Genomic DNA, 22,710 nt, shown 5'->3' with positions numbered 1-22,710 from the left:
GACCTGGAGCAGGGCCGCACCCAGGCCGACAGTGCGCTGCTGGCTTATCTGACCGTCATCCTCACCGAGCCCGAAGCCGTGGCGCGGGCCTTGGCCACCGGCGGCGCATAACGAGCCCTCACCCCCACCGGTGGTCCGGCACGATGGCGACGGGGACGCCCATCAGGCGGCGGGGGGCGAGGTAGCGGTTGTCGTCCTGGCAGAGGAAGCCGGGGTCTTCCAGCAGGTGGCGCCATTCGGCCGGGGTGAAGTGGAGGGCGACCGCGCCGTCCGGGCGGCGGTCGGGTTCGAAGGTCTCGCTCAAGCTGGCCATGTCGGCTACTCCCGTCTGGTCCCGAAAGCAGGCTGGGGGCTCAAGGGGGCGGCAATAGGGCGCGGGCGGGGCCGGATGTGGCGCGCAATGTCGGGGCGGCAACACCCCTCCCCATCTTGCCGCACTCTACTTTCGAGCGCACGCTCCGATACAAAACCGGAGGGCGAACGACCATGAGCTTGACCCTGACCCTGCTGAGCGTGGCGCGGCACACCTATGCCATCACCCGCGACGGGCCCGTGCCCGCCCTGGGGTTCGGGACCCGGCCGCCCAGTTCCGGATCGATCGCCTATGTCGAGCCGCCGATGGGTTTCGCGGCCGGCAAGCGGCTGGAGGACGCCGGCTTCGTGGCGGTGATCGCCGAGGGGATCGTGGTCGCCCTGCGCGGCACCACGCCCCCCACCGACCGCGACTGGCAGAAGGTGATCGCCGACTGGGCCAATGACGGGGTGATCCCGTTGCTGCCGCCGCTGGACACCCCGCCGGGGTTTCCGGGGCGGGTGCATTTCGGCTTCTACCGCTCCTATCTGAACCTGTGGCCGGAGCTGGGGCCGGCGGTGAAGGCCATGGCCGACAAGCACCCCGACCTGCCGGTCTATGTGACCGGCCACTCCAAGGGCGGGTCGCTATGCGCCCTGGTCGCCTGGCGGCTGCGCAAGGACCTGGGCGCCCAGCGGGCGATCAAGGTGCGGACCTTCGCCGCCGCCCGGGTGGGGGACGTGCATTTCGCCGACGCCTATAACGCCGCCCTGCCCGACCACATCCGCTATGAATTCGACGACGACATCGTCCCGCACCTGCCGCTGGAAGTCGGGCTGGTCGACCAGCTGGGGGTTCCGGCCTGGGTCGCCGGCCTGCTGAAGCTGGTCGACACCGGCTATGGGGCGGTGGGCCAGCTGCGCTATCTGCTGCCCGACGGGACAATCGAGGGCGACGCCCAGGGCCTGGTCGCCCAGCGGCTGGAAAAGCTGAAGGCGGCGCTGGCGGCCGGCAAGTTCGGCTACATCGTCGACTGCCATGGGCTGGACAAGACGCCGGGCTATCTGGGCGGCCAGTACACGGACTGAACCCGGGCTTGCGCGGCGCCGCGCCGTGCGCCTAAGGGGGCGGGACAACAGCGGAAGGCCCGAGCCCAATGAGTGACGATCGCGTGGGGAATGCGTCCATGGACCTGCATCACACCCTGGGCCAGGTCCGGGTGGTGGAGGTCGGCGCGGGCCGGGCGGTGATCGAATATCTGGCCGGCGCCCACATGTGCCACTCCGGCGGGGTGGTGCAGGGCGGCTTCGTCTGCGGCTGGATCGACGCGGCCATGGCGCATGCGGTGATGAGCGAGACCGGGGCCGAGGTGACGCCGATGTCGCTGGAGCTGAAGGTCAGCTTCTTCGCCCCCGCCGGGCCCGGGCCGGTGTTCGCCGAGGGCTGGATCGAGCGGCGCGGCCGATCGACGGCCTTTGTCGAGGGTGTGCTGAAGACCGCGGCCGGGGCGGTGCTGGCCAAGGGCTCCTCGACCATCCGCCTGATGCCCCGGGCCCAGGTCGAGGCCCGGGCGCGGCAGCAGGCGGAGTAGGCATCGCGGCTCCCGTCCTGGGGAAGGACCCTCGGGGCGGCTTGACTTCCCCCTGGGCGAGATCTTCCGATGGCGGGTCACTTGAGGGAGGACGATCATGAGCCTGACCGGCGGATGCTATTGCGGCGCGCTGCGCTATGAGGCCCAGGGCGCGGTGCGCTTCAAGGGCCAGTGCCATTGCCGCGAGTGCCAGTACATTTCCGGCGGGGCGTCGAACCTGTTCATGGGCCTGGGATCCGAGGGCTTCGCCTATGTGAAGGGCCAGCCGGCGACCTTCACCCGCGAGGACCTGGACGCCCCCGCCACCCGCGAGTTCTGCGCCACCTGCGGCACCCACATCCTGACGCGGACGCCGCGCGACACCTCGATGCTGATCCTGAAGATCGGCACCCTGGATGACCCCAAGGTGTTCGAAGGCCCGCAGATCGCCATCTGGATGAACGACGCCCAGCCCTATCACCTGGTGGCCGAGGGCGTGATGCAGATGCCGGGCTTCCCCGGCGGCTGAGGGCTAGGTCCGGAGCCTGCGCGCGCCTATGTCATGGGGGCGGCCGTTCCGGCCGGGCACGGAGCCATCCTTTGAGCGTCGCCTTCACCAAGGAAGAGGACAGCGAGGCCCAGGCCGCGAACCTGCCGGACCGGCCGATCTCGCCGCACCCGAACCTGGTCACGCCCCAGGGGCTGGCCGAGCTGGACGCGGCCCTGGCCGAGGCGCGCGCGGCCTATGCCGCCGCCCAGGCCGAGGGCGGGATCAGCGTCGACCGCACGGCCATGGCCCGGGCGACCCGCGACCTGCGCTACTATTCCGCTCGCCGGGGCAGCGCCCAGCTGATGGAGACCCCGCCCAACCCCGACAAGCTGGTGTTCGGCGGGACGGTGACCTTTGCGCGCGAGGACGGCCGGGTCGCGACCTATCGCATCGTCGGCGAGGACGAGGCCGATCCGGCCAAGGGCTGCGTGTCCTATGTCTCGCCCCTGGCCCGCGCCCTCCTGGGCAAGAGCGTCGGCGACACCGCCATCCTGGCCGGCCAGGAGGTCGAGATCACGGCCCTGGGGTGATGGCGGGCCTGCGGTCAAGGCTGGAACTCTGCGGGGGCTCGCCGGTTAGGGCTGCGGGGCGTAGTCGCCCAAGGAGTAGCCGATGATCACCGACACCCAGGACCAGGCCGCGATCGAACGTCGCCTGTGGAAGGCCCTCGAAGACCATCAGACCGGCATGCTCGGGATCGACGGCGCCCCGAAACAGACCCAGCCGATGACCGCCTTCCTGGACGAGGAGCGCAATCAGATCTGGTTCTTCACCCGTTCCGACACCGATCTGTCGCGGGCGATCGGCGAGGGCCGCCGGGCCAGCTTCATCGTCCAGCGCAAGGGGCTGCAGGCGGTGATCTCCGGCGAGCTCACCCTGCAATATGATCCGGCCAGGATCGAACGCTATTGGAACGCGGTGGTCGCCGCCTGGTATCCGCTGGGCCGCGAGGATCCCGGCCTGACCATGCTGTGCCTGACCTGCGAGGCGGCCCAGGTCTGGCTGTCAGACGCCGGGCCCGTGCGCTTCGCCTGGGAGATCGCCAAGGCCCACGCCACCCACGCGCCGCCGGAGCTGGGCGGCCGGGCGAACCTGAGCTTTCACTGAAGTCAGGTCGCGAAGATCAGCCGGGCGGTGACGCCGGCCTGGGTGGTCAGCTCGAACTCGCCGCGCACCTGGGTGGAAAGGCTGCGCACGATCCACAGGCCGAAGCGGTCGGCGCTCTCCGGGGCGGCGGGATCGAAGCCCACCCCGTCGTCGGCGACCAGCAGTTCCGTACGGCCATCCGGGCGCGGGCCCAGGCGAACCTCGACCCGGCCGGCGGCGCCGGACGGATAGCCGTGACCCAGGGCGTTGCCGATCAGCTCCTGGGCGATGAGCGCGAGCGTCGAGGCCATGGAGTCGGGCACGATCACCTTGCCGGCCAGGATTTCGACCTGGGCGGCGTGGGCGCCATGGCGACGGCGCCAGACCGGGGTCATCTCGTTCAGATAGCCGCCGAGATCGACCCCGCCGTCGGTGCGGTGGCGCTCGAGGGCGCCGAGCGAGCCGATGGCGTCGGCGACCCACAGCAACTGGCGGGCGGCCTCGGGATTGCCCGACCTCTGGCTGCGCATCCGGGCCAGGGCGCCGAGCAACTGGAAGATGTTGGCGGTGCGATGCCGAAGTTCCGAAGTGGGATCGCCCCCGCCGGCCCGATCCTCGCTCATCGCCCTCACCCCTCGCCTGCCCATCCCGCCACGACCCAGCCGGGCCGTGTGGAATTCGGATCGTGGTTATCGCCCCCACCCGCGCACCGCAACAGGCAAGCCGCTCGGTTGATTTGCCTCAAGACGAGACGCCGGGCGACGCGGACTTCAGAGCGGCAAGGCGGTGGTGAACTTGATCTGCTCCATGGCGAAGGAGGAGGACACGTCGCCCAGCGGGGCGGCGGCGATCAACCGCTTGTAGAAGCGGTCATAGGCGGCGATGTCGCGGACGATGACCTTGAGCAGATAGTCGGTCTCGCCGCTCATCCGATAGAACTCCACCACCTCCGGCAGGGACGAGGCGCCACGGGCGAAGGCGTTGAGCCATTCCTCGTCATGACGGGCGGCGCGGACGGCGACAAAGACCACCAGGCCCAGGTCGAGCTTGTCGCGATCCAGCAGGGCGACCCGGCGCTCGATCACGCCGTCATCGGTCAGCCGCTTGATCCGTTTCCAGCACGGGGTCTGGGACAGGCCCACCCGTTCGGCCAGGTCGGCGACGGAGATCGTGGCGTCGGCCTGGAGCTCCCGCAATATGCGCCGATCGATGGGATCGAGATTTTCATTCATGCCGTTTCGCCGAATTGGAGAATATAATTCTCTTATGGATCGATTTTGGCGCGAAATCGATAAGGTCATTCTCCGGGTTCAGCCGCATGATCTGGTCATCAGGACCTGGGGACCGCCATGATCGACGCCTTCACCCGCCACCCGCACGCCGTCGGCGAGACCTATGGCGAGCACCTGAGCGCCGCGTCGAGCTATGCCTGGCCGCTGCTCGCCGCCGGCCTGGCCTGCCTGGTCCACGCCCTTCTGCCCTTCGCCTTCGAACGCACCGCCAGCGACTGCGTCCAGCGCCTGCACAGCCGCATGGCGGCCCGGGGCCGGGTTCCTGCGGCCGCCCCGGACGCGCTCAGCGCCTGAGGGCCACCCCGCTCTCGCCTTGACCCGCATCAAGGCGGCGATCCCGTGATAGGCTCACACCTCGCAGACCGCCGAGGAGGCCGGGCGCGTGGAGCCTTCTGAACATCGCTCGAAGACCGGGCCGCTGGGAGGTCTCGGCGAGCTCGCGGCCTTGTTGGGCGCGGGGCTCAAGGCCCTGACCGCCGTCTGGCCGCGCCGCAGGCGGCGCGACGACATCCATGCGCCGGGCGCGTCCGTCGAGGTTCCGGGCGATCCGGGTCCGGTGCTGGAGGCGCTGGAGAAGCTGGAGACCCAGGCCGCGCCGGTCTCGCCCTATCCGGTCAATGACTGACCGGCCCGTCACGATCCCGCGCTGCGAAGGGCGTAGCTATCCCCCATGACCACCCGCAATCTCGACGCCCTGTTCGAACCCCACGCCATCGCCCTGATCGGGGCCAGCAACCGGGACGGATCGGTGGGCTCCGTGCTGGCGCGCAATCTGCTGGAGAGCGGGTTCGCCGGGCCGGTGCTGCCGGTCAATCCGCATGAGGGCGCCATCCGCTCGGCCATGGCCTATGCCAAGGTCGCCGACCTGCCGGTCACGCCGGACCTGGCGGTGATCGCCACCCCGCCCCAGAGCATCCCCGGCCTGATCGCCGAACTGGGCGCGCGCGGCTGCCGCGCCGCCGTGGTGATCTCCACCGGCTTCGGCGCCGACGCAGGGCCGGACGGGGCCAGGCTGAAGGCCGAGATGCTGCAGGCGGCCAAGCCGCACCTGTTGCGGATCATCGGGCCCAACTGCCTGGGCTTCATCTCGCCGGCCCGGGGGATCAACGCCAGCTTCGCCCACCTGACGCCGGCGGCGGGGCGGATCGCCCTGGTCGCCCAGTCGGGCGCAGTGGCCGCCGCCGCCATCGACTGGGCCCACGCCCAGGGGATCGGATTTTCGCACATCGTCACCATCGGCGACGCGGCCGACGTCGATTTCGGCGACCTGCTGGACTATCTGGCCCTGGACGCGGCGACCCAGGCGATCCTGCTCTATGTCGAGAGCATCCATGATGCGCGCAAGTTCATGACCGCCGCGCGCATCGCCTCGCGCAACAAGCCGGTGGTGGTGGTCAAGACCGGCCGCAGCGCCGCCGGGGCCAAGGCGGCCTTCTCCCACACCGGCGCGCTCGCCGGATCCGACGCGGTCTACGACGCCGCCTTCCGCCGCGCCGGCCTGTTGCGGGTCGGCGAGTTGCGCGAACTGTTCGAAGCCGTCCAGACCCTGGGCGCCGGCCTGACGGCGCGGGGCGACCGGCTGGCGATCCTGACCAATGGCGGCGGCGCAGGCGTGATGGCGACCGACGCCCTTGAGGCCCGCGGCGGGCGGCTGGCCCAGCTGTCCCCCGGCACGATCGCGGCGCTCAACGCCGTCGCACCGGCCAACTGGAGCCATGGCGATCCCGCCGACATCCTGGGCGACGCCAAGCCGGCGCTCTATGGCAAGGCCATGGAGGCCCTGCTGGCTGAGCCCGAGGCCGACGCCATACTGGTGATGAACTGCCCCACCGCCGTCGCTTCGTCCACCGAGGCGGCCCAGGCGGTGGTCGAGGCGGTGCTCAAGGCGAAGTCCGGCAAGCCGGTGCTGACCGCCTGGCTGGGCCAGACGGCCGTCGAGCCCGGCCGCAAGCTGTTGGCCGCCGCCGGCCTGCCGGTGCAGGAGACGCCGGACGAGGCGGTGCGCGCCTTCATGCACCTGGTCGAGCATCGCCGAGGTCAGGCTTTGCTGATGCGCGTCCCCACCGTGGGCGACCTGGAGCCGCCGGCTCCGGAGCTGGCCCGCCAGGTGCTGGACAAGGCCCGGGCCGAGGGCCGTCGCGACCTGACCGATCCGGAAGCCCGCCAGGTGCTGGCCGCCTATGGCGTGCCGGTGGTGGAGAGCCGGATCGCGGCCACTCCGCTGGAGGCCGGCCAGGCGGCCGAGGCCCTGGGCGGCCCGGTGGCCCTGAAGATTCTGTCGCGCGACATCAGCCACAAGAGCGATTCCGGCGGGGTGATGCTGAACCTCGAGGGCGCGGCGGCCGTCGAGCTGGCCGCCGGCCAGATGCTGGAGCGGGTGCGCAAGGCGGTCCCCGACGCCCGCATCGAGGGCTTCGTGCTGCAGCCGATGATCCGCCGGCCCAAGGCCCAGGAGCTGCTGGCCGGCATCGCCCAGGACCCCACCTTCGGGCCGGTGATCCTGTTTGGCCAGGGGGGGATCGGGGTGGAGATCCTGGCGGACCGCACCGTGGGCCTGCCGCCGCTGGACGATGTGCTGGCCCGCGACATGATCGCCCGCACCCGGGTGGCCAAGCTGCTGGCCGGATACCGCGACCGGCCGCCGGCTGATCTCGAGGCCGTGACCGAGGTGCTGATCCGGCTGGCGCGGCTGGCGGTGGAGCTGCCGCAGATCGCCGAGCTGGATATCAATCCGCTGCTGGCCGACGACAGCGGCGTGATCGCGCTCGACGCCCGTATCCGGCTGTCCGCGCCGGAGGCGGTCAGCGTCCGCACGGCGATCGGAGCCTATCCGCGAGGCTTGGACCGGACGGTGACCCTGGAGGGCGAGGTCCTGACCCTGCGGCCGATCCGGCCGCTGGACGCGCCGCGACTGATCGAGATGATCGACCGCTCCAGCGCCGAGGATGTGCGGCTGCGGTTCCGCACCGGCGTCCAGCATCTGCCCGACAGCTGGGCGGCGCGACTGTCCCAGATCGACTATGATCGCGAACTGGCCCTGGTGGCCGAGACCGCAAAGGGCGAGGTGGTCGGGGTCGGGCGCCTGGCCGGCGACCCGGAGGGCGCGACGGCGGAGTTCGCCCTGATGGTGCGGACCGATCACCACGGCCACGGCCTGGGCCACGCCCTGATGACCCAGCTGATCGAACAGGCCCGGGCCAAGGGGCTGAAGTCCCTGTGGGGGGATGTGGCGCGCGACAATCCCCGCATGCTGCAGCTGGCCGACGCCCTGGGCTTCAGCCGCCACACCGCCGAGGACCCGGCGCGGGTGAAGGTGGAGCTGGCGCTTTAGGGGCGGACACAGCTTGGTTGCTCCCTTCCTTGGGGGAGCAGCCGCGTTGCGGCCATATGCGATAGCCCTGCCCGCAAGGGAGAGGGGCTTTTCGCAACCGTCCCCAAAAAGGGGAGCAACCAGGCCGAGCGAGGCCATTGCATCCGCAGGCGCATCCCGCCCGTATTCGACCTGGGTCGAAAGACGCCGTTCCAGATTCGCGACGGAGCCGGGGCGCTGGAGCGTTGGACGACCACGGGTTGGACGCGTCCGTTGGCCGCAGGGTGCGGTGCTTGGCCCTGTGATCAACTTTAGATAGTGGGTAGGTTCGAAATTCGTGTGGCCTTGCGTGATTCCACCATTGATTGAACCGCGCAGTCCCGCCCCCGATCGGAGTCCTGTCCGTGCGATATGAACCGAGCGGACCAGGCCATGGCGCAGCGCGGGGGGGCGCCTTCTCCCTGCCGATCGGCGATGTCGAGATCGCCCGGCTGGCGCGGGAGTTCGTGCTGGATTGCGTGAACCTGGTGGCCGGAGCGATCCAGGCCGACCATGTCTCGACCCTGCTGTTCATGGCGATCATGCACGCCAATATCCGCCACATCACCCACGACCCGGCCCTGGCCGAGCGCCTGGGCGGCGGGGCGCCGCCGGATTCCGAGCGGCGGCCGGTCAGCCTCTACAGCCTGGCGCGCGCCTATCACCTGTCCTACGAGACCGCCCGGCGGCACCTTCGCCAGTTGATCGACGCAGGCCTGGTCGAACGCGCCTCCGACCAGGGTCTGATCGTGCCGACCCGGGCGTTGCTGGGGCCGGAAGTCTCCAATGTGGTCACCCGCAACGAGCTGCGCACCCGCCGCTTCTTCCGCCAACTGAACGGGATGACCAGCGAGGGGGTGCTGCTGCCGCTTTCGACCGGCACCCTGCGTCGCCAGGTCTCGCGCCTGACCACCGAATATTTCCTGGTCTTCCTGCGGATCTCCAGCGAGGCGGTGAGCCACGACCTGGTGACCACCCTGGTGTTCCTGGCCCTGCTGCAGGCGATCACCGAGCAGCATCCGGTGATGGGGGGGCGCGAGCTCATTCCGACCACCAGCGTCTATGCCGCCGCCCGCCAGCTGCACCTGCCCTATGAGACCACGCGGCGGCATGTGGGCAAGCTGATCGCGGCGGGCCTGTGCGCCCGGGCCGATGACGGCAAGATCCGCCTGGCCGCCGACATTCGCCAGCATCCGCAGTCGGAGGGCTATCTGGGGGCCACCATCGTCGAGACCTGCCGATTGGCCGAGAGCCTGACCCTGGCCGGTCTGGACCTGGAGCTTGAGGCTTAGATCCGCGCCCAGGCGGCGATCCCGAGCACGAAGCCCAGTTCGAAGACCTGTTCCACCGCGCCCAGCACGTCGCCGACATAGCCGCCGAGCAGGCGTTTGGCGGTCAGCGCCAGGCCGAGCGCCAGGGCCGCGCCAAGACCCAGCCCCCAGGCCGCGCCGACCGGGGGCAGCAGGACCAGGGGGGCGAGCCCCAGGGCCAGGGCGATCGCCACCTCCCAGGCCGACAGATTGACCGGGGCGGGCTTCCACTTGGCCAGGTCGAGATCGCCGACATAGGCCAGGCCGCGCATGGCGCAGACCGAGGCGGCGCGGCCGCCGGCATGGGCGGCGACCAGGGTCAGGGCGGCGGGAACGGCCGGAAGGCTTGAGAGGCCCGCGACCTTGAGCGCCAGGGTGAGGCCGAGGCCCAGGGCGCCATAGGTCCCGATGCGACTGTCCTTCATGATCGCCAGGCGGCGGGCCGGATCGCCGCCGCCGCCCAGGCCGTCGCAGGCGTCGGCCAGGCCGTCCTCATGGAAGGCGCCAGTGACCAGCACGCCGATCGCCACCGCCAGCAAGGCCGGCAGCACCCCGCTCCACAGTCGGTCGGCGCCGATCAGGGTAAGGCCGCAGATCGCCCCGACCAGGGCCCCGACCAGGGGGAAGTAGCGGGCAGAACGGGAGATCATGTCGGGCTGGAAGCCGCGCAGCGCCGGCGTCGGCAGGCGGGTCAGGAACTGGATCGCGCAGATCAGCAGCCGCAGCTGGCCCACCTCAGATGTTTCCGGCCAGCACGTCGTCGAGGCTGGCGACATCGCTCATCAGCTTGGCGGCCGCCCGCAGCAGGGGCATGGCCAGCAAGGCGCCGGTTCCCTCCCCCAGCCGCATGTCGAGGTCGAGCAGGGGCTCGACGCCCAGCGCCTCCAGCATCAGGGCATGGCCGCGCTCGGCCGAGCGATGGGCGAAGACGCAATAGTCGGCCGCCTCGGGGACCAGGCGGATGGCGGCCAGGGCTGCGGCGCCGGCGATGAAGCCGTCGATCAGCACCGGCTTGCGGGCCTGGGCGGCGCCCAGCACAGCGCCGGCCATCATGACGATCTCCAGCCCACCGAACTCGGCCAGGACGTCCAGCGGCTCGACGGCCTCGCTGCGGTCGGCGGCGACCTCCAGCACGGCGAGCTTGTGGGCCAGGCCCTCGATGTCCTGCCCCGCCCCGGCCCCGACGCAATCCTCCAGCGGGGCGGGCGCCAGGCGGTGCAGGATGAGCGCCGCCGAGGCGCTGTTGCCGATGCCCATTTCACCAATGGCCAGCAGGTCGAAGTCCTGGCCGGCGGCCCGGGCCAGGCCGGCGCCGCGCACCAGGGCGGTCTGGACCTCTTCCAGGGTCAGGGCCGGCTCCTGGGCGGCGTTGCGGGTTCCGCGACGGATCTTGGCGCGGATCAGGGCCGGGTGGTCGGGCAGGTCGGCGTCGACCCCGGCGTCGATGATCAGGATCTCGGCCCCCACGGCGGCGGCGAAGGCGTTGGCGGTGGCGCGGCCGGCCAGCAGGGTGGCGACCATGGCGGCGGTGACGCTGGACGGATAGGACGAGACCCCGGCCTGGTTCAGGCCGTGGTCGCCCGCGAAGACCATCAGCACGGCGCGGTCGGCCTTCGGCGTCTCCGTATCGCCGATCAGCGCCAGGCGGACGGCGAGATCCTCGATGCGGCCCAGCGCGCCCAGCGGCTTGGCCTTGGCGTCGAGGCGCGCGCGCAGGGCGGCGGTGCGGCTGCGGTCGAGGGGCGGAACGGCGGAGGTCATGGGCGAAGCTCCAATCCGGCCAGGGCGGCCAGGCGGGGAATGTCGAACGCGGTTTCCAGGGCCGCCGCGATCTCGTCGAGGGCGGCGTCGGTGCGGGCGGACTGGTCTATGCCATCCGAGCCCACAGCCCAACGGGCCAGAAGGGCGGCGCGGGCCTCGCCGCGCCCGAACAGGCCGTGGACGTAGCAGCCCATGACCCGGCCATCGGCGGAGATCGCCCCCTCCCCCGTCCCGTCGGCGCGATGCAGCAGCGGGCGGGCCAGGGCCGGGCCGGCGGTGCGGCCGACATGGATCTCATAGCCTTCGAAGGCGGGGCCTTCGGGAAGCTGTCCCGCCGTGGGGCGCAGCACCTTGTCGTCGGTGAGCACGGTGTCGAGGTCGAGCAGACCAAGGCCGGGGGCCTGGCCGGGCGGGCCCTCGATCCCGTCGGGGTCGGCGATGGTCCGGCCCAGCATCTGGAAGCCGCCGCAGACGCCCAGCACCCGGCCGCCCCGGCGCAGATGGGCGGCGAGGTCGATGTCCCAGCCCTGGGCGCGGAGGAAGGCCAGATCGGCCAGGGTCGACTTGGTTCCGGGCAGGATGACCAGGTCGGCGTCGCCGGGGATGACGCCGCCGGGCGGGACATAGGCCAGCTCGACCTGCGGCTCGGCGGCGAGCGGATCGAAGTCGTCGAAATTGGCGATGCGCGGGAACATCAGCACACTGACCTTGAAGCGGCGCCCCTGGTCGCGGCCGGCGGACTGCAACACCACGGCGTCCTCGGCCGGCAGGCGGGCGGCGGCGGCGAGCCAGGGCGCCATGCCCATGTCGGCCCAGCCGGTGCGCCGGACGATCTCGGCCCGGCCGGCGTCGAACAGGACCGGGTCGCCGCGAAACTTGTTGATCAGGAAGCCGCCGATCATGGCGGCGTCCTGCGGGTCCAGCACCGTGTGCGCTCCGACCAGGGCGGCGATGACATGGCCGCGATCGATGTCGCCGGTCAGGACGACGGGAACCTTGGCCGCGCGGGCGAAGCCCATATTGGCGATGTCGCCGGCCCGCAGATTGGTCTCGGCCGGACTGCCGGCCCCTTCGACGATGACCAGGTCGCTCTGCGCCTGGAGGCGTCGGAAGCTCTCCAGCACAACCTCGAGCAGCTCGCCCTTGCGGTCCTGATAGGCGCGGGCCTGCCAGGTCCCGGCCATGCGGCCACGGATCACCAGCTGGGCGCCGGTGTCGGACTGGGGCTTGAGCAGCACCGGGTTCATGTCGACGGTGGGCGGGGTGCGGCAGGCCAGGGCCTGCAGCGCCTGGGCCCGGCCGATCTCGCCGCCCTCGGCGGTGACGGCGGCGTTATTGGACATGTTCTGCGGCTTGAAGGGCCGCACCGTCAGCCCCCGGTTGGCGAACAGCCGGCAGAGGCCGGCGACCAGCACCGACTTGCCCACGTCGGAGCCGCAGCCCTGGATCATCAGCGCGGCCATGCGAAGCCTCCGACCAGCAGGGCCGACGCCAGGACGATGCAGGCGCGCCGGTAGAGCCGCAAGCCCGCCTTGAGGTCGGCGGCCTGGGGGCGATGGCCGTCGCCGAAGATCGGCCGGTGGTGGCGCACGCCGTCATAGGTCGCATCCCCGCCCAGCTCGATGGCCAGCGCCCCGGCCATGGCGGCCTCGGTCCAGCCGGCGTTGGGCGAGGCGTGACGATCGGCGTCGCGCCGCATGACTCGCCAGCCCCGGCCGCCGACCAGCACGATCAGCGGACCGGCCAGGCGGGCGGGGATCAGGTTCATCAGGTCGTCGGTGCGCGCGGCGGCCCAGCCGAACAGGCGATAGGGCTCCTCCCGGTGGCCGATCAGGCTGTCGGCGGTGTTGACCGCCTTGTAGACGAACAGGCCCGGCAGGCCGGCCAGCAGGAACCAGAACAGTGGCGCGACCACCCCGTCGGTGAGGCTTTCGGCCAGGCTTTCCAGGGCGGCGGCGGCGACGCCGGAGGCGTCCAGGGCCTGGACGTCACGACCGACGATGCGGGCGACGGCCGTGCGGGCGGCGGGAAGGTCGTCGGCCTCCAGCGCCTTGAGCACCGGCCGCACGTGATCGTAGAGGCTGCGCGCGGCGAGGCCGAGCGAGCCGACGGCGGCGGTGACCAGGAGCCCGGTCCACGAGCCCGCCAGGACGCCCTGCACGGCCCAGCCCAGGAAGCCGGCCAGACCCGCCACGATCGCCAGGGCCAGGACGCCCTTGGCGCGGCGGGCCCGACCCCGGTTCAAGCCGCGTTCGAGCGCGCCGATCAGCCAGCCCGCCCAGGAGATCGGATGCGGCAGCCGCGCGTGCAGGCGGTCGGGATAGCCGGTCGCGCCCTCGATCAGGGCGGCCCCAAGCACGATCCAGGGGTCAGCCGGCACGGCCCACGATCTCGATCAGCACCCCGCCCGCGCCTTCGGTCAGGCGGGCGTCGACGCCATAGGCCCGCGCCAGGACGGCGGGGGACAGGGCCTCGGCCGGGGGGCCGTCCGCCAGGACCGCCCCGTCGGTGAGCACCAGGATGCGGTCGGCCATGCGGGCGGCGAGCGACAGGTCGTGCAGGGTGACGATCACGCCGCGCCCCTGGTCATGGGCCATGGTCGCGAACAGGGCGCAGGCGTCGAGCGCATGGCCCGGATCGAGGCCGGCCAGGGGCTCGTCGGCCAGCAGCCATTGCGGGTCGCCGGCCAGGGCCCGGGCGATCAGCACCCGGCCGCGTTCCCCGCCGGACAGGGTGGTGACGTCGCGATGGGCCAGGGCCTGGACCTCGCAGGCGGCCATGGCCTTGGCGACGGCGGCGCGGTCGTCGTCGCCCAGGCCCCGCGCGCCGATGAAGGGCGTGCGGCCCAGGCCGACCAGGGTCTCGACCTCTATGGCCCAGGCGATCTCCGGGGTCTGGGGGATGAAGCCCAGCCGCTGGGCCCGGGCGCGGGGATCGAGCGCCAGGATCGGCTGGTCGTCGAGGCGGACCTCGCCGACTTCAGGTTCACGCAAGCCCGCCAGGCAGGCCAGCAGGGTCGACTTGCCCGCGCCGTTGGGCCCGAGGATGGCGGTGACCTGGCCGGTGGTGAAGCTGGCGCCGACCCCGGCCAGGACCAGATGGTCGCCGAGCATGACGCCAAGCCCCTCTGCCATGAGCCGGCTCATGCGAGCCTCCGGCGCATGCGCAACAGCAGGGCGAGGAAGAACGGGCCGCCCAGGGCCGCCATGGCGACGCCGAGCTTCACCTCATTGGCGGCGGGGGTGAGTCGCACGGCGATGTCGGCGGCCAGCACCAGGACCGCGCCGCCGAGCGCGCTGGGCAGGAGCAATCCGCCGGGCCGGGCCCCGACCCAGGGCCGCAGCAGGTGGGGCACGATCAGGCCGACGAAGCCGATCACCCCGGTGACCGCGACGCTGGCGCCGGTGGCCAGGGCCACGCCGATCGCCAGGATCCAGCGGATGGCGGTGAGGTTGATCCCCAGGGACCGGGCCCCGGTCTCGCCCAGGGTCAGGGCGTCCAGGGCGCGGGTGGTGAACATCAGGGTGACGCAGCCGATGATCATGAAGGGCGCGGCCAGTTCGACCTCGCCGGCGCTGCGGTCGGCAAGCGAGCCCATGATCCAGTTGACGATCTCGTTCACCGCCCAGGGATTGGGAGCGAGGCTGAGCGCCAGGGCGACCCCGGCCCCGGCCATGGTGTTGAGGATCACCCCGGCGAGGATGAAGGTCACCACGCCGGGTGAGCGACCCGACAGGCCCATCAGCAGCAGGACGGCGGCCAGCGCCCCGGCCATGCCGGCGACGGCGATCACCCAGGGCGCCTGGGCCCCCATGCCGAGATAGAGGGTCAGGACCGCGCCGAGCGCCGCCATCGACGACACCCCCAGCGAGCCAGGATCGGCCAGGGGGTTGCGGGTGTAGCCCTGCATGGCCGCGCCCGACATGCCGAGCGAGGCGCCGACGCCGATGGCCAGCAGGGTGCGCGGCAGGCGCAGGTCGAACAGGATCGGCCAGAGCGGATCGGCCGGCTTGAACCAGACGGCGAAGGGCACCCAGACCCGGCCGGCGGCCATGCTGACCAGGGCCAGGACCAGGCCGGCGGCGACCAGGCCGGCCAGGACCGCGGGGCGCTTGGGGGCGAGGGTCATGTCCGCGCCGCCAGGGCGGCGAGCGCGTCGCGGCGGGCCTGGGCCAGCATGCGGGCGTTGTCGATCAGCACGGGACCGCCACAGAAGGTCAGGTTCTGGGGGAACACCGCGCGATACATGCGGTGGGCGACATGGGCCAGCGCCGGATGGGCCAGGACGCGGTCGGCCCAGGTGGGGGCGCCGGGCTCCAGCTGGCCGGCCAGCAGCACGTCGGGCGGATCGGCGATCAGCTTTTCCAGCGGAATGTTGCTGGTGCGGGTCAGGCCATAGCGGGTGGCGGCGTTCTCGAAACCCGCGCGGCGCATCATCTCGTCCATCAGGGTGCCGCGCGCCGTGGCGAAGCCGCCGGACTGGAAGGTGACGGCGGTCAGGGTCCGGGCGCCCGGCGGCGGCGCGGCCTCCGCCAAGGCCGCGCGGATGCGGGCGACCAGGGCCTGGCCGCGCTCGGGCCGGTTCACGGCGCGGGCCACCTGCATCACCTGGGCGAGGCTTTCCTCGACGGTGTTGGGCAGGCCGAACAGCTCGGTGCGCACCCCCATGCGGGCCAGGGCCGCGCGGGTGGCGGGCGAGGAATGTCGCGCGGTCAGCACCAGGTCGGGGCGCAGGGCCACCACCTCTTCGGCCGTCTCGTGGGTGAAGGGAAAGGTCAGGCCCAGGGCGCCGCTGGAGGTGCTGGACGGGGCGTGGGTGTAGTGGCTGACGGCGGCGATCTGATCACGATCGGCCACCTGGACGAGGATCGCGTCGAGACAGGGATTGAGCGAGACCACCCGACGCGGCCCGCCCGTCGCCGCCAAGGCCGGGCTCGCCGCCAGGCCCAGGGCGAGGACGCCGGCCGCTGTCCTGCGGGTCAGGCCGGCCATCAGAAGTCGAGACCCCGCTGGGCCTTGATCCCCTGGTCGAAGGGATGCTTGACCAGGGTCATCTCGGTGACCAGGTCGGCGATGGCGATCAGCTGCGGCTTGGCGTTGCGGCCGGTGACCAGCACATGCTTGTCGCGGGGCCGCGCCTGGAGGTCGGCGACGATGCGGTCGATGTCGAGATAGTCATAGCGCAGGGCGATGTTGAGCTCGTCCAGCAGCACCAGGTTCAGCGACGGATCGTGCAGCATTTCGAGTGACAGCGCCCAGGCGGCCTCGGCGGCGGCGATGTCCTTGGCGCGGTCCTGAGTATCCCAGGTGAAGCCCTGGCCCATGACCTCCCAGCGCAGCTGGTCGGGGAACTTATCGAAGAACTGGCGTTCGCCGGTGATCCACTTGCCCTTGATATATTGGACGATGCCGACCTTGTGGCCCCAGCCGAGCGCGCGGGCGACGGTGCCGAAGGCGGCGGTGGACTTGCCCTTGCCGTCGCCGGTGTTGACCACCAGCAGGCCCGGGGCCTCGTCGGTCTTGTCAGCCATCAGGGCCTCGCGCTCGGCCTTGAGCGCCTGCATGGCGAGGGCGTGGGCGGCGTTCTTTTCGGCTTCGTCGGTCATGGAAGGGTCCTTGGCCTTGAGGTGGGCCGCGGCGGGATGAGCCGCCGCGGCGCGACGCTGATCTAGAAGCTGGCCCGCAGGCCGACATAGGCCGCGCGACCGACGGAGCCATAGTTGCGGGTGGTCTGATAGGCCTCGTCCAGCGCGTTCTCGACCCGACCATAGACCTCGAGCCGATCGTTCAGCGGATAGGAGGCCCGCAGGTCGACCAGGGTGTAGGCCCGGAGCACGAAGCTGTTGGCGGCGTTGTCGAAGCTGTCGCCCGCATAGCGCACCGCGACCGAGGTCGAGAGCTTGTTTCCCCAGACGTGAGCCGCCTGCAGATTGGCCTGGTGCTCGGGCCGCCGCGCCAGCTTCTTGCCGTGATTGGCGCCGGCCGAGCCATTCTCAGTGTCGGTCCAGCTGTAGTTGGCGGTGAGGTCGACGCCGGCCAGGGTGACCGCCCCGGTCAGCTCGACCCCGTGGGCCTTGGCCCGGGCGATGTTGTCATAATAGCCGAAGCGATGGACGCCGGCCTTCGAGCACAGCGGGACGGTCGAGGTCCCGGTGCAGGACACGAAGTCGATCTGGTCGGTGGTGTCGCGCTGGAACCAGGTGGCCGAGACCGTGGCCTTGCCCAGGCGCTGGGTGACGCCGGCGTCCCAGCTGTCGGCCTGTTCCGGGGCGAGGCCCGGGTTCCCGTAGTCGCTGAACAGCTGGTAGAGGCTGGGGGCCTTGAAGCCCTGGCCCCAGCTGGCCCGCAGCACCGTGGCGCCGTCGTTCAACGACCAGGCGGCGGCGAGCTGGCCCAGGGTGTGGTCGCCGAAGGTGTCGTGGCTGTCGTGGCGAACCCCGGCGGTCAGGGTCAGGCCGGGCGCCACCGGACCGATCACCTGAAGATAGAGGCTGTCGATCCCGGCCTTGGCGCGCGCCGGGGTCGGGTTGGCGTTGAAGGCGCTGGGCGAGGCCGTGCGCATATTGGCCTTTTCCGACTCCGCCCCGAAGGTCGCGGTCCAGGCGTCGGTGATCGCGAAGGTCCCCTGATATTCCCAGCGCCGGTTCTCGCCCCGGGCGTCGAAGGTGCGGGAGGTGACCGCCTGGGCGGGATTGAAGTTGTCGCGGTCGGTGGTGGTGGCGCCATAGGCGATGCGGCTCTTCAGCCGCTGGTCGAACAGGGCGAAGTTCAGGCCGGCATAGGCGACCAGCTCCTGGGTCCGGCCGTATTCCGGATCGTCGGCGAAGACATAGGCCGGAGCCGGGAAGCCATCGAAGGCGTTGCGGCCCTTGGACCAGACGGCGCGCAGATCGAGGGAGACGTCATCGGTGATCGCCACGCGGGCGCGACCGGAAAGACCGGTGTTGCGATAGCCGTCCTTCTCCGCGCCCTTGGCGTAGGCGGAGACGCCCGAGGTGGCGAACTGGCTGGCGGCCAGCCGCCAGGTCAGGCGGTCGGTCACGCCGCCGAGGCCGGCCCGCAGATAGCCGGTTCCGAGCGAGCCGCCCTCCGCCGTGACTGAGCCCTGGAACGGCTGGGTCGGCTCGGCGGTGACGATATTGACCACCCCGCCGATGGCCTGGCTGCCCCACAGGGTCGACTGGGCGCCGCGCAGCACCTCGATGCGGGTCACGTCGCCGGCCAGCAGGTTGGCGAAGTTGTAGCCGCTGTCGGTGGAGGAGGGATCGTTGAGCTTGACCCCATCGATCACCACCACGGTCTGGCCGCTCTCCGCGCCGCGAATGCGCAGCGAGGTGGCGCCGCCGACCCCGCCGTTGCGGGCGAAGCTGACGCCGGGCGTTGAGGCCAGGAGATCGGTGATCACCACCGCCTGGGCGGCCTTCAGGTCGCGGTCGGAGATCACCGTCACCGATTGGCCGATATGGTCGGCGGGCTGGGCCGAGCGGGTGGCGGTGACCACCAGTTCGCTGACCGCGGCGGCGTCGCGCCCCGCGACATCGGGGCTGGGCGCAGTCTGGTCATCGGCCCAGGCGGGGGCGGCGGCGCAGAGCGCAATCGTGGCGGCGGTGGAAATCAAGACGGTCTTCAAGCGGGTGTCCCCCAAGCAAGCGTGACGACGAGACCGCGCGAAAACGCGGCCCCAACGGACGTCGCCTCTCGGGACAAACCCGTTCGCTCGGCGCACCCCGGCCGGACGAAGGACGACCGCGTCAGGCAGGTCTCCTGGCTCGCGGGTCATAGCCGGAGCGCGTCGCCTTCCCAGAACCGGACCCTTTCAGGCCGTCGTCCAGTGGCATATGACGCGCGGGCTCGCCGCTTACAGTTGCGGGGGCAGCCCAGGTGTTCCACCTGAGTTCCCTATTAATCCCCTTGCGGGGAACCTGTCGCAGGACCCGCCCTAGGGGGTTCAGGCGGGGCCGTCAATCGCGGAGCTTGCCCGATGAGCCTGACCTTCGTCCTGGGCGGGGCCCGATCGGGCAAGACGCGCCATGCCTTGGCCCAGGCCGATCAGCTGGCGGCCGAGGGCGGCGGACGCAGGGTCCTGCTGGCCACAGCGCAGGCGCTGGATGAGGAAATGGCCGCCCGCATCGCTCGCCACCAGGCCGAGCGCGGACCCGACTGGACCACCCTGGAAATTCCGCTGGCCCTGCCCCAGGCCGTGGCCGGCCTGCAGCCCAGGGATGTGGCGGTGATCGACTGCCTGACCCTGTGGCTGTCCAACCTGATGCACGCTGAGGCCGAGATCGCGGAGGAGACCGAGGCCCTGGTCGCGGCCCTGCACGCCTCGCCGGCCGACGCGGTGATCCTGATCTCCAACGAGGTGGGCCAGGGTATCGTGCCCGACAACGCCCTGGCCCGGCGGTTCCGCGACGAGGCCGGGTGGATGCATCAGGCGATCGCCGGCGCGGTGGACCGGATGGTGGTGGTTCAGGCCGGTCTGCCGCTGGTGCTCAAGGGTTAGGGCGCGGTCGGGCGGGCGATTTCTCCGCCGGGACGACGGCGATGTGGTACACTGCTGCTTCGACGTGTTCCGGCGCGGCGAGCGGCGTGATCGGCCCTGCCCCGCAGGACTGCGCGCCCCCCGGAAAGGGGTCCGATGACCACCACAATCGATGACCGCCGCCAGGAAATCCTGGCGCTAGAACCCCGTCTGCTGGAAGCCGCCCAAGCCCTGACCGGGGACGCCCAGCGGGCCAAGACCCTGGTGGCCCAGACCCTGAAGATCGCCCAGGCCCAGGACTATGGGGCGGCCGAGACCTCCGGCGCCCAGGTCTGGGTGTTCCGTCTGCTGCGCCAAAGGCTGCATTCGGTGGAGCGCGACCGCGACGTCCGCCGCCACCGCAGCGCCGCCGTCACCGAGCTGGGCCACATCCAGAAGCGCGGCGAGCTGGCCCAGGCTTCCGAGCCCCAGGCCCCGTCGGCCGACATCCTGTAGAAGCTTCGCCGGCGCATGACGCCGGCCCGATTGTCTGAAAGGACACGCCATGGCCAAGGGCCAGAAGAAGAGCAACAAGGAAACCCGCAAGCCCAAGGCCGACAAGCCCAAGGCCGCCGCCAACACCGGCTCCATCTTCCTGACCCCGCCTCCGGCGGTGAAGAAGAAATAGTCCCCATGGCCATGGAGACCGTCCACCTGGTGCAGGCCTATATCGCCGGCCGGGGCCAGGCGCTCAAGGCCGAGCCGGCCTTCGCCTGCAAGACTGCGGAAGACGCGCGGCGCAAGGCCGAGCGACTGTCGGACCTGCGGCTTGGCGTGGTGGCCTTCTCGGCCTCGGCTGACACCGAGATGGGCGACTATGACGAGAACCCGGTGATCCTGTTCAAGTCCGGCCGCCTGCCCCCGCCCTTCGACGAGCTCTAGACCTAGCCCGGGTCGGGGCCGTCCCAGTCCTCGGCGCCGTCGAAACTGGCGGCGGCGGCCTCGACGTCGGAGATGGTGACGGAGATCTCATAGCCGTCGGCCAGGCGAAGCTCGGTCTCCGGGGCCGCCAGGGCCTCGCCCTCGGGAACCTCGATCGCCAGCAGGGTCGAGAAGTCGCCTTCCAGATTGCCGCTGACCACCCGCCCGGAGCCGCGACGATAGACGTCCAGCTCATAGGCCACCGGAAGCTCGCCGCCCGACCAGATCAGCTGGCCGTCGCCGCGCAGGGCGCCCAGCAGCTTGAGCCGCGCGGCGTTGCGCGAGCGCGGACCGGAACCCCAGGGGGAGCGCTGCGATGTCTTGGCCGCCGGCGCCTGCGCCGTAGGGGCCTGGGACGGCTCAGCGTCCGGCGAGGTTCCGCCCATGTGGTGGCTTTCAGGAGCGGGTGCGAAGACCCGCGGCGCGCGTCGGTTCGCATCCTTCCCGGCGTTTCGCCGGTTTCCAAGTCGGACACTATAGCACGGAACCCGGGCTTCGGGGCGGCTATCGGCTGATCGCCTGCCGCGATGGACCGGTGCGGAAATCGCCTTGAATTTACTCGCGAAAGCCCGGGAGCGACCCGATCGATGCGGCAGCTAATCGCGTCTGGATGGAATTTCGCTTGGCTTTGAGCCAAATTCGTGGAATGCTGGCAACGTCGAATATCGTTTTGGTTCGGTTGCTCTCCCTGCTCATTCTTCGGATCGAGCTCCCGAGTCTACCACGATCCTCTCCGAAAATTTGATCACGCGTCCTCTCTTGGGACTGCGCGAACACATGCACCTGAAAGGTGACACAAAATGGCTACCGGTACCGTGAAGTGGTTCAACCCCACCAAGGGCTTCGGCTTCATCCAACCTGACGCGGGCGGAGCGGACGTGTTTGTCCACATCTCGGCCGTCGAACGTTCGAGCCTGGGCTCGATCCACGAAGGTCAAAAGCTCTCTTACGAGCTCGAGCGCGATCAGCGCAGCGGCAAAATGTCCGCCGCCCAGCTGCAAGCCGCTTAAGTCTAAACGGCTATTAGGGGGCCGGCCCACCAGGCCGGCGGGACGGGGCGCATCGCTCCGTCCACCCCGTCGGCCGCAGACCAAGATACACACATGACGACTCAGACTGTTGAACGCGCTTACGCCCTGGCCCGGTCCGGCCAGTATGGCGACCTGAACAAGCTGAAGGACCGGCTGAAGGCTGACGGCTGCCGGGCGGTTGACGCCCTGTTGGCGCCCCGCTCCATTCGCGGGCACCTTGAGGCTATCTGCGCGGCCACTTTCAAGCCCGTCCCTACGGAATGACGGCGCCAGCCCGGCGCGCACCCCAGAAGGCTACATGAATCAAACTCTGAACACCGGTTTCGCCGAACGGCTCAAGACCGCCGCGGAGGCCAAGAAGGCCCTGCTCGCGAAGTTCCAACCCAAGCCGACCGTCGTCGACCCGGAATTCACCGCCCGCGCCGAACGGCGCGCCGCGGAGCTCGAAAAGGTTCGCTCCGACCGTCTTGAGGCGCGCGCCGCCGCCAAGCAGGCCGCCGCCGACGCCGTCGAGGCCGCCCGTCTCGCGCACGAAGCCACGGCCGAGGCCGAGCTGGAAGCCAAGCGCGGCGAACGCAAGGAACGCAAGGCGCTGACCAAGGCCGAGCAGAAGGCCAAGCGCGACCAGCGCTACGCCGCCCGCAAGGCCCGTCAATAGACCCCTCCTCCGCCCCTCAAGGCGAGACGAGATCCGAGGCCGCGGCGATTTCGCCCGCGGCCTCTTCCATGTCCGGAGCCCGGGCAGACGAGACTATTTGGTCTTGCGCACCGCCACGCCCATCACCTCGAAATGGGCGTCGCCCAAGAGGTGGCCGGCGCCGATGAAGGCGCGGGTGGGCATGGGGCCGGTGAAATAGCTGCGATAGACCTCGTTGAAGGCGGCGTAGTCGCCCAGGTCGGCCGCGAAGATCTGCACCCAGACCAGGTCGTTCATCGTCAGGCCGCCGGCCTCGACCTCGCCCTTGAGGTTGTTCATCACCCGCGTGGCGGCGTCGGCGGCCGTGCCGCCCAGCTTGGCCCCGCCATC

The 22,710-nt window shown here is 70.9% G+C and carries 30 protein-coding genes and 1 riboswitch; of the genes, 16 read left to right on the top strand and 14 right to left on the bottom strand.

All coding sequences use genetic code 11. The features are described from left to right. Positions 1-118: 118 nt before the first annotated feature. Positions 119-313: a hypothetical protein gene (locus Q7P21_RS09380; RefSeq protein WP_304165040.1), complete on the bottom strand. Its 195-nt coding sequence runs from the start codon at positions 311-313 to the stop codon at positions 119-121. Positions 314-486: 173 nt separating this feature from the next. Here Q7P21_RS09380 and Q7P21_RS09375 point away from each other — a divergent pair, with 173 nt between their 5' ends. The 5 genes from Q7P21_RS09375 to Q7P21_RS09355 all read left to right on the top strand — a co-directional run bounded on the left by Q7P21_RS09375 (position 487) and on the right by Q7P21_RS09355 (position 3,519). Continuing rightward, positions 487-1,380, top strand: coding sequence for a lipase family protein (locus Q7P21_RS09375; RefSeq protein ID WP_304176834.1), 894 nt, complete (start codon positions 487-489; stop codon positions 1,378-1,380). Positions 1,381-1,448: 68 nt separating this feature from the next. Next, positions 1,449-1,883, top strand: a complete 435-nt coding sequence (locus tag Q7P21_RS09370; RefSeq protein WP_304165046.1) for a PaaI family thioesterase — start codon at positions 1,449-1,451, stop codon at positions 1,881-1,883. A gap of 97 nt (positions 1,884-1,980) precedes the next feature. Further along, positions 1,981-2,391: a GFA family protein gene (locus Q7P21_RS09365; protein ID WP_304165049.1), complete on the top strand. Its 411-nt coding sequence runs from the start codon at positions 1,981-1,983 to the stop codon at positions 2,389-2,391. Between the two features lie 71 nt (positions 2,392-2,462). Next, a complete protein-coding gene (greA, locus tag Q7P21_RS09360) occupies positions 2,463-2,942 on the top strand; it encodes a transcription elongation factor GreA (RefSeq protein ID WP_304176832.1) in 480 nt (159 codons plus the stop codon). 82 nt (positions 2,943-3,024) lie between these two features. Next, positions 3,025-3,519: a pyridoxamine 5'-phosphate oxidase family protein gene (locus Q7P21_RS09355; protein ID WP_304176830.1), complete on the top strand. Its 495-nt coding sequence runs from the start codon at positions 3,025-3,027 to the stop codon at positions 3,517-3,519. 2 nt (positions 3,520-3,521) lie between these two features. On the opposite strand, the gene Q7P21_RS09350 is transcribed toward Q7P21_RS09355, so the two are convergent. Together Q7P21_RS09350 and Q7P21_RS09345 are read right to left on the bottom strand one after the other, a co-directional pair. After that, complete coding sequence (locus Q7P21_RS09350) at positions 3,522-4,121, bottom strand: sensor histidine kinase (protein ID WP_304165057.1); 600 nt, start codon at positions 4,119-4,121, stop codon at positions 3,522-3,524. A 147-nt stretch (positions 4,122-4,268) separates the two neighbouring features. After that, positions 4,269-4,730 carry an Lrp/AsnC family transcriptional regulator gene (locus tag Q7P21_RS09345; RefSeq protein ID WP_304165060.1) on the bottom strand — a complete coding sequence of 154 codons (462 nt, stop codon included), beginning with the start codon at positions 4,728-4,730 and terminating at the stop codon, positions 4,269-4,271. Between the two features lie 117 nt (positions 4,731-4,847). Between Q7P21_RS09345 and Q7P21_RS09340 the strand changes: the two genes are divergently transcribed. The 4 genes from Q7P21_RS09340 to Q7P21_RS09325 all read left to right on the top strand — a co-directional run bounded on the left by Q7P21_RS09340 (position 4,848) and on the right by Q7P21_RS09325 (position 9,431). Beyond that, complete coding sequence (locus tag Q7P21_RS09340; protein ID WP_304165063.1) at positions 4,848-5,084, top strand: DUF6356 family protein; 237 nt, start codon at positions 4,848-4,850, stop codon at positions 5,082-5,084. Between the two features lie 88 nt (positions 5,085-5,172). After that, on the top strand, positions 5,173-5,415 hold the full coding sequence (locus Q7P21_RS09335) for a hypothetical protein (protein WP_304165067.1): 243 nt from the start codon (positions 5,173-5,175) through the stop codon (positions 5,413-5,415). A 45-nt stretch (positions 5,416-5,460) separates the two neighbouring features. Further along, a complete protein-coding gene (locus Q7P21_RS09330; RefSeq protein WP_304176827.1) occupies positions 5,461-8,121 on the top strand; it encodes a bifunctional acetate--CoA ligase family protein/GNAT family N-acetyltransferase in 2,661 nt (886 codons plus the stop codon). 383 nt (positions 8,122-8,504) lie between these two features. After that, positions 8,505-9,431, top strand: coding sequence for a hypothetical protein (locus Q7P21_RS09325; RefSeq protein WP_304176824.1), 927 nt, complete (start codon positions 8,505-8,507; stop codon positions 9,429-9,431). On the opposite strand, the gene cobS is transcribed toward Q7P21_RS09325, so the two are convergent. The 9 genes from cobS to Q7P21_RS09280 all read right to left on the bottom strand — a co-directional run bounded on the left by cobS (position 9,428) and on the right by Q7P21_RS09280 (position 18,840). Continuing rightward, positions 9,428-10,183, bottom strand: a complete 756-nt coding sequence (cobS, locus tag Q7P21_RS09320; RefSeq protein WP_304165077.1) for an adenosylcobinamide-GDP ribazoletransferase — start codon at positions 10,181-10,183, stop codon at positions 9,428-9,430. The two genes, Q7P21_RS09325 and cobS, sit on opposite strands and share 4 nt — an antisense overlap. Before the next feature lies 1 nt (position 10,184). Then, entirely contained in the window at positions 10,185-11,210 is a 1,026-nt protein-coding gene (cobT, locus tag Q7P21_RS09315; RefSeq protein ID WP_304165079.1) for a nicotinate-nucleotide--dimethylbenzimidazole phosphoribosyltransferase, read from the bottom strand. After that, entirely contained in the window at positions 11,207-12,673 is a 1,467-nt protein-coding gene (locus Q7P21_RS09310) for a cobyric acid synthase (protein WP_304176822.1), read from the bottom strand. Before Q7P21_RS09310 ends, cobT begins: the two co-directional genes overlap by 4 nt. Beyond that, entirely contained in the window at positions 12,661-13,590 is a 930-nt protein-coding gene (gene cbiB, locus Q7P21_RS09305) for an adenosylcobinamide-phosphate synthase CbiB (RefSeq protein WP_304165086.1), read from the bottom strand. The genes Q7P21_RS09310 and cbiB overlap by 13 nt, the downstream gene beginning before the upstream one ends. Then, positions 13,580-14,356, bottom strand: coding sequence for an ABC transporter ATP-binding protein (locus Q7P21_RS09300; RefSeq protein ID WP_304165089.1), 777 nt, complete (start codon positions 14,354-14,356; stop codon positions 13,580-13,582). The genes cbiB and Q7P21_RS09300 overlap by 11 nt, the downstream gene beginning before the upstream one ends. Then, a complete protein-coding gene (locus Q7P21_RS09295) occupies positions 14,353-15,339 on the bottom strand; it encodes an iron ABC transporter permease (RefSeq protein WP_304165092.1) in 987 nt (328 codons plus the stop codon). The genes Q7P21_RS09300 and Q7P21_RS09295 overlap by 4 nt, the downstream gene beginning before the upstream one ends. After that, positions 15,336-16,202 (bottom strand): ABC transporter substrate-binding protein, encoded by an 867-nt coding sequence (locus Q7P21_RS09290; RefSeq protein WP_304165095.1) that lies wholly within the window; start codon positions 16,200-16,202, stop codon positions 15,336-15,338. The genes Q7P21_RS09295 and Q7P21_RS09290 overlap by 4 nt, the downstream gene beginning before the upstream one ends. Beyond that, on the bottom strand, positions 16,202-16,816 hold the full coding sequence (gene cobO, locus Q7P21_RS09285) for a cob(I)yrinic acid a,c-diamide adenosyltransferase (RefSeq protein WP_304176819.1): 615 nt from the start codon (positions 16,814-16,816) through the stop codon (positions 16,202-16,204). Before cobO ends, Q7P21_RS09290 begins: the two co-directional genes overlap by 1 nt. Before the next feature lie 62 nt (positions 16,817-16,878). Beyond that, positions 16,879-18,840, bottom strand: coding sequence for a TonB-dependent siderophore receptor (locus Q7P21_RS09280; protein WP_304176816.1), 1,962 nt, complete (start codon positions 18,838-18,840; stop codon positions 16,879-16,881). A gap of 106 nt (positions 18,841-18,946) precedes the next feature. After that, positions 18,947-19,151: riboswitch (cobalamin riboswitch) on the bottom strand. A gap of 40 nt (positions 19,152-19,191) precedes the next feature. On the opposite strand from Q7P21_RS09280, the gene cobU reads away from it, so the two are divergent. From cobU to Q7P21_RS09260, 4 genes are all read left to right on the top strand, one after another. Further along, entirely contained in the window at positions 19,192-19,713 is a 522-nt protein-coding gene (gene cobU / locus Q7P21_RS09275) for a bifunctional adenosylcobinamide kinase/adenosylcobinamide-phosphate guanylyltransferase (protein ID WP_304176813.1), read from the top strand. 135 nt (positions 19,714-19,848) lie between these two features. Continuing rightward, on the top strand, positions 19,849-20,187 hold the full coding sequence (locus Q7P21_RS09270) for a hypothetical protein (RefSeq protein ID WP_304165106.1): 339 nt from the start codon (positions 19,849-19,851) through the stop codon (positions 20,185-20,187). Positions 20,188-20,236: 49 nt separating this feature from the next. Next, on the top strand, positions 20,237-20,359 hold the full coding sequence (locus tag Q7P21_RS09265; protein WP_304165109.1) for a hypothetical protein: 123 nt from the start codon (positions 20,237-20,239) through the stop codon (positions 20,357-20,359). 5 nt (positions 20,360-20,364) lie between these two features. Then, positions 20,365-20,613 carry a hypothetical protein gene (locus Q7P21_RS09260; protein WP_304165113.1) on the top strand — a complete coding sequence of 83 codons (249 nt, stop codon included), beginning with the start codon at positions 20,365-20,367 and terminating at the stop codon, positions 20,611-20,613. Between the two features lie 2 nt (positions 20,614-20,615). Here the strand turns inward: Q7P21_RS09260 and Q7P21_RS09255 are convergent, their stop codons facing one another. Further along, entirely contained in the window at positions 20,616-21,038 is a 423-nt protein-coding gene (locus tag Q7P21_RS09255; RefSeq protein ID WP_304165116.1) for a hypothetical protein, read from the bottom strand. A gap of 414 nt (positions 21,039-21,452) precedes the next feature. Here Q7P21_RS09255 and Q7P21_RS09250 point away from each other — a divergent pair, with 414 nt between their 5' ends. From Q7P21_RS09250 to Q7P21_RS09240, 3 genes are all read left to right on the top strand, one after another. Continuing rightward, the gene (locus Q7P21_RS09250; protein WP_242563733.1) at positions 21,453-21,662 is read left to right on the top strand and encodes a cold-shock protein; all 210 of its coding nucleotides are present in this window, start codon (positions 21,453-21,455) and stop codon (positions 21,660-21,662) included. 93 nt (positions 21,663-21,755) lie between these two features. Next, positions 21,756-21,947: a hypothetical protein gene (locus Q7P21_RS09245; RefSeq protein ID WP_304165121.1), complete on the top strand. Its 192-nt coding sequence runs from the start codon at positions 21,756-21,758 to the stop codon at positions 21,945-21,947. Between the two features lie 34 nt (positions 21,948-21,981). Continuing rightward, a complete protein-coding gene (locus tag Q7P21_RS09240; RefSeq protein WP_304165125.1) occupies positions 21,982-22,341 on the top strand; it encodes a DUF6481 family protein in 360 nt (119 codons plus the stop codon). 93 nt (positions 22,342-22,434) lie between these two features. On the opposite strand, the gene Q7P21_RS09235 is transcribed toward Q7P21_RS09240, so the two are convergent. Beyond that, positions 22,435-22,710 (bottom strand): RidA family protein (locus Q7P21_RS09235; protein WP_304176810.1); only part of this gene is annotated, 276 nt, incomplete at its 5' end.

Origin of the sequence: Phenylobacterium aquaticum, assembly GCF_947378715.1 — a bacterium.
Lineage (GTDB): Bacteria > Pseudomonadota > Alphaproteobacteria > Caulobacterales > Caulobacteraceae > Phenylobacterium > Phenylobacterium aquaticum_A.
The sequence above is the reverse complement of the archived record's forward strand: the minus strand, read 5'-3'. Positions and strand labels throughout refer to the sequence as shown.

Bases quoted from the DNA above. Each gene is read 5' to 3' on its own strand.
- Q7P21_RS09245 (WP_304165121.1), top strand. From the start codon at position 21,756: ATGACGACTCAGACTGTTGAACGCGCTTACGCCCTGGCCCGGTCCGGC.
- Q7P21_RS09370 (WP_304165046.1), top strand. From the start codon at position 1,449: ATGAGTGACGATCGCGTGGGGAATGCGTCCATGGACCTGCATCACACC.
- Q7P21_RS09290 (WP_304165095.1), bottom strand. From the start codon at position 16,202: ATGGCCGGCCTGACCCGCAGGACAGCGGCCGGCGTCCTCGCCCTGGGC.
- Q7P21_RS09260 (WP_304165113.1), top strand. From the start codon at position 20,365: ATGGCCATGGAGACCGTCCACCTGGTGCAGGCCTATATCGCCGGCCGG.
- Q7P21_RS09295 (WP_304165092.1), bottom strand. From the start codon at position 15,339: ATGACCCTCGCCCCCAAGCGCCCCGCGGTCCTGGCCGGCCTGGTCGCC.
- Q7P21_RS09345 (WP_304165060.1), bottom strand. From the start codon at position 4,730: ATGAATGAAAATCTCGATCCCATCGATCGGCGCATATTGCGGGAGCTC.
- cobU (WP_304176813.1), top strand. From the start codon at position 19,192: ATGAGCCTGACCTTCGTCCTGGGCGGGGCCCGATCGGGCAAGACGCGC.
- Q7P21_RS09265 (WP_304165109.1), top strand. From the start codon at position 20,237: ATGGCCAAGGGCCAGAAGAAGAGCAACAAGGAAACCCGCAAGCCCAAG.
- Q7P21_RS09355 (WP_304176830.1), top strand. From the start codon at position 3,025: ATGATCACCGACACCCAGGACCAGGCCGCGATCGAACGTCGCCTGTGG.
- Q7P21_RS09250 (WP_242563733.1), top strand. From the start codon at position 21,453: ATGGCTACCGGTACCGTGAAGTGGTTCAACCCCACCAAGGGCTTCGGC.
- Q7P21_RS09300 (WP_304165089.1), bottom strand. From the start codon at position 14,356: ATGAGCCGGCTCATGGCAGAGGGGCTTGGCGTCATGCTCGGCGACCAT.
- Q7P21_RS09330 (WP_304176827.1), top strand. From the start codon at position 5,461: ATGACCACCCGCAATCTCGACGCCCTGTTCGAACCCCACGCCATCGCC.
- Q7P21_RS09375 (WP_304176834.1), top strand. From the start codon at position 487: ATGAGCTTGACCCTGACCCTGCTGAGCGTGGCGCGGCACACCTATGCC.
- Q7P21_RS09270 (WP_304165106.1), top strand. From the start codon at position 19,849: ATGACCACCACAATCGATGACCGCCGCCAGGAAATCCTGGCGCTAGAA.
- cobT (WP_304165079.1), bottom strand. From the start codon at position 11,210: ATGACCTCCGCCGTTCCGCCCCTCGACCGCAGCCGCACCGCCGCCCTG.
- Q7P21_RS09240 (WP_304165125.1), top strand. From the start codon at position 21,982: ATGAATCAAACTCTGAACACCGGTTTCGCCGAACGGCTCAAGACCGCC.
- Q7P21_RS09365 (WP_304165049.1), top strand. From the start codon at position 1,981: ATGAGCCTGACCGGCGGATGCTATTGCGGCGCGCTGCGCTATGAGGCC.
- Q7P21_RS09340 (WP_304165063.1), top strand. From the start codon at position 4,848: ATGATCGACGCCTTCACCCGCCACCCGCACGCCGTCGGCGAGACCTAT.
- Q7P21_RS09350 (WP_304165057.1), bottom strand. From the start codon at position 4,121: ATGAGCGAGGATCGGGCCGGCGGGGGCGATCCCACTTCGGAACTTCGG.
- Q7P21_RS09310 (WP_304176822.1), bottom strand. From the start codon at position 12,673: ATGGCCGCGCTGATGATCCAGGGCTGCGGCTCCGACGTGGGCAAGTCG.
- Q7P21_RS09380 (WP_304165040.1), bottom strand. From the start codon at position 313: ATGGCCAGCTTGAGCGAGACCTTCGAACCCGACCGCCGCCCGGACGGC.
- Q7P21_RS09255 (WP_304165116.1), bottom strand. From the start codon at position 21,038: ATGGGCGGAACCTCGCCGGACGCTGAGCCGTCCCAGGCCCCTACGGCG.
- cobO (WP_304176819.1), bottom strand. From the start codon at position 16,816: ATGACCGACGAAGCCGAAAAGAACGCCGCCCACGCCCTCGCCATGCAG.